The organism is Streptomyces sp. NPDC006551, assembly GCF_040611675.1.
Classification (GTDB): domain Bacteria; phylum Actinomycetota; class Actinomycetes; order Streptomycetales; family Streptomycetaceae; genus Streptomyces.
Map to the genome: position 1 here is coordinate 1 of NZ_JBEXOT010000090.1, position 3,378 is coordinate 3,378.

4 protein-coding genes are annotated in these 3,378 nt (G+C 71.5%); 1 reads left to right on the forward strand and 3 read right to left on the reverse strand.

From position 1 onward, the window contains the following. Nucleotides 1–366: 366 nt before the first annotated feature. Nucleotides 367–1,374, reverse strand: coding sequence for a stage II sporulation protein M (locus tag ABZY12_RS34205; protein WP_356897337.1), 1,008 nt, complete (start codon nt 1,372–1,374; stop codon nt 367–369). A 119-nt stretch (nt 1,375–1,493) separates the two neighbouring features. On the opposite strand from ABZY12_RS34205, the gene ABZY12_RS34210 reads away from it, so the two are divergent. After that, nucleotides 1,494–2,510: an RDD family protein gene (locus ABZY12_RS34210; RefSeq protein WP_356897339.1), complete on the forward strand. Its 1,017-nt coding sequence runs from the start codon at nt 1,494–1,496 to the stop codon at nt 2,508–2,510. Nucleotides 2,511–2,515: 5 nt separating this feature from the next. Here the strand turns inward: ABZY12_RS34210 and ABZY12_RS34215 are convergent, their stop codons facing one another. Together ABZY12_RS34215 and ABZY12_RS34220 are read right to left on the reverse strand one after the other, a co-directional pair. Continuing rightward, on the reverse strand, nt 2,516–3,130 hold the full coding sequence (locus ABZY12_RS34215; protein ID WP_356897341.1) for a hypothetical protein: 615 nt from the start codon (nt 3,128–3,130) through the stop codon (nt 2,516–2,518). 155 nt (nt 3,131–3,285) lie between these two features. Next, nucleotides 3,286–3,378 (reverse strand): adenosylhomocysteinase (locus ABZY12_RS34220; protein WP_350978958.1); only part of this gene is annotated, 93 nt, incomplete at its 5' end.

Here is a 3,378-nt window from a genome sequence, read left to right on the forward strand (position 1 = left end):
GGCTTTCCTCCGGGCTTTTCCCTTCGGTCTTTCGTGTTTCCAGCTTAGCAGATCCGTTTTCCGTTTCCGCCACCCGCTGGAGCGGGCTGCCGGTCTGTTCTTCGCTTTCGCGTTTCCCTTTCCGGCGATTCCGACTTTATCAGATTCATTCCGGCCGACCTAATCGGTGGCTTTCGTGATTCGAATAAGGAATCGGGTGGCTCCGTGGAAATCGCATTCCCGACCGGAGCGAGCTAGATGCTAGCTGGTCGCCCTCGAACGTGTCCCGTCCGTGGCAACCGTTTGAATCTACCTCCCCACGTCTCCCGTGTCAACCGGTTCCGTGGGCGAAGAGGAGACTAGCAGGTCAGCGGGGTCCTCCGCACATCAGGCGGCCACCGGCAGCTCCGCGCTGCGGTCGGCCTCCTCGACGTCGCCGGTGTCGCCGGCTCGGGCCGCTCGGGCGCCGAGGACATAGACGTAGGCGAGGAATGCCAGTTCCGCGGCGACGCCGATGGTGATGCGGGCCCAGGTCGGGAGTCCCGACGGGGTGACGAAGCCTTCGATCAGGCCCGAGACGAAGAGGACCAGGGCCAGGCCGATGGCCATGCCCACGGCGGCGCGACCCTGCTGTGCGAGGGCGGCGCGGCGGGTCATGGGGCCGGGGTCGATGACGGTCCAGCCGAGGCGGAGGCCAGTTCCGGCGGCGACGAAGACGGCGGTGAGCTCCAGGAGGCCGTGCGGAAGGACCAGGCCCAGGAAGACGTCGAGGCGGCCGGCGGAGGACATCAGTCCGATGCCCACGCCGAGGTTCAGCATGTTGAGGAAGAGGATCCAGAGCACCGGGACGCAGAGGAACGCGCCGAGGACCAGGCACATGGCGGCGGCCTGAGCGTTGTTCGTCCAGACCTGGGCGGCGAAGGAGGCCGCCGGGTGGCTGGAGTAGTACGTCTCGTACTCGCCGCCCGGGCGGGTCATCTCGCGCAGCTCGGCCGGGGCCCCGATCGCCGACTGGACCTCCGGGTGCGTGCCGATCCACCAACCGATGAGCGCCGCGAGGAGCGTGGAGAGGACGGCGGTCGGTACCCACCAGTGGCGCGAGCGGTAGACCGCGGCCGGGAAGCCGGCGGTCAGGAAGCCGACGGCGTCGCGCCAGGAGGCTCGGCGAGTGCCGGTGACGGCGGCACGGGCGCGGGCGACGAGCTGGGTGAGCCGGGCCGTGAGCATGGGATCCGGTGCGCTGGACTGGATCAGCGACAGGTGGGTCGCCGTGCGCTGGTAGAGGGCGACGAGTTCATCGGCCTCGGCACCGGTGAGCTTCCCGCCCCGGCGCAGGAGATGGTCCAGGCGGTCCCACTCGGCGCGGTGGGCGGTGACGTAGACGTCGAGGTCCATGATCGGCTGCTGCTCCAGGCACTGGGTGCGTACGGGGGCGTACTACTGCGGCGCGCTGACGGTCAGCTTGGCAGACTGTCGTACAGCGGGGTCGGGAAGGTCGGAGAAGGGTGGGCGTCGTGAGCGGGGTTGTGACGGGGGACGCCGTCGTACTGGGGTTGCGGCCGGCCAGGCTGCCGAGCCGGGCTCTGGCGCTGTTCATCGATCTCGTGGTGGTGTGGACCGCCTATCTGCTGATCACGGTCGGGCTCGCGGTCGCCACGGCTTCGCTGGACGAGGCCGCGCAGATGGCGCTGTCGATCGCCTCCTTCCTGCTGGTGCTGGTGGGGGCGCCGATCGCGGTGGAGACGCTGACGCACGGGCGGTCGCTCGGCAAGATGGCGTGCGGGCTGCGGGTGGTGCGCGACGACGGGGGGCCGATCCGGTTCCGGCACGCGCTCGTGCGCGGGGCGATCGGGGTCGTGGAGATCATGATGACGTTCGGTGTCATCGCCTGCATCGCTTCACTGGTGTCGGAGCGAGGACGGCGCATCGGGGACGTGTTCGCCGGAACGCTGGTCGTACGCGAGCGGGTGCCGGCGGCGCGGAGCCTGGCCGTTCCCCCTGCCCCGGCGTGGCTCGCCGGGGCGTTCGCCGGACTGGATCTCTCGGCCGTGCCGGACGGCCTGTGGCTGGAGATACGGCAGTACCTGACGCGCATGCGGCAGCTGGATCCGGTCGTGGGGCGGCGGCTCGCGGAGCGGCTGGCGGATGAGCTCGTGGCGCGGACCGGGACTCCTCCGCCGCCTGGCGTGCCGGCCGCGGCTTATCTGGCGGGGGTCGTGGGTGAGCGGCAGGCTCGGGACGCGCGCCGTGCCTTCGCCTCTGACAGGTCCGGATCCGGGAACGGATACGTGCCCGGGGCGGCGGCGCCGGTGGCGTGGCCCGGTTGGGACGCGGGCTTCGCGGCTCCGGTCGCTCCGCAAGCTGCGGCGGTACCGACGGCCCCGGCCGCTCCGGTCGCTCCGCAAGCTGCGGCGGTGCCGACGGCTCCGGCCGGCGCGGGCGCTGCCGCCGCCGTCGGTTCCGGCGAGCGGGCGGGCGCCGATGCCGCTCCGCCCGCCGCGCCCGCGACGGGGTTCGCGCCTCCCGCCTGAGGCGCTCAGGGAAAGACGGACGGCGGGGTCTCGAGGGCTTCGAGTTCGATGCCGGGGGCGGAGAGGACCACGTCGCCGGCGATGTGGAGCGTGTGCCGCTCCCCCGTGTCCAGGGCGTCGACCTGGTATTCGTCCACCATCAGCACGCCGTTGTCAGTGGTGTGCGCTTCACTCTTCACCAGGGCCCAGGACTGGTCGATCGTGAGGGGGGCGAGCACGGGATCCGTGAAGGCGACGAGCCGGACGCGGGTCGCGGGGGAACCGGGGGTGAGACGCAGCAGTCGAGTGATCGCGACGAGGAACGCCGGGGACGTGCCGGTGAAGGCGTGGGCGCGCACATTGCCTTCCGTGGCATGGGTGCCGGTGGGGTCGGTACGGACCCAGGTGACGCCGTCGAGGGCGGCGCCGCGGACCTGCCAGCTCGCGGCGTGGAGTTCGAGTCGGATGGGGCGGCCGAGTTCGTCGATGGCCAGGTCGACGGAGCCCGCGTGGTCGCCCGAGGGGGTGGTGGTCTGGGAGACGTAGCGCCAGCCGGAGGGGCCTGGTGCGCAGTGGAAGTGCTCTTCACCGAGGGGGGTGTGATCGTGCGGGTCATGGAGCGAATAACGGCCGCGGGGCATGGGTCCTCGGGGTGCTTCCTGGGGCGGTGGGTCCGGGTGCGGGCCGGATGACGGACGAGGCAGGCCCCCGGCACGGGGGTGCGGGGGCCTGCCTGGTTCCTCTACGGGTGCGTCGACGGGTGCGCGTCAGTGCGCGGGCGCCGTCGGGCGTGGCATCAGTAGCGGTAGTGGTCCGGCTTGTACGGGCCCTCGACCGGGACGCCGATGTAGGCGGCCTGCTCCGGGCGCAGGGTCGTGAGCTTCACGCC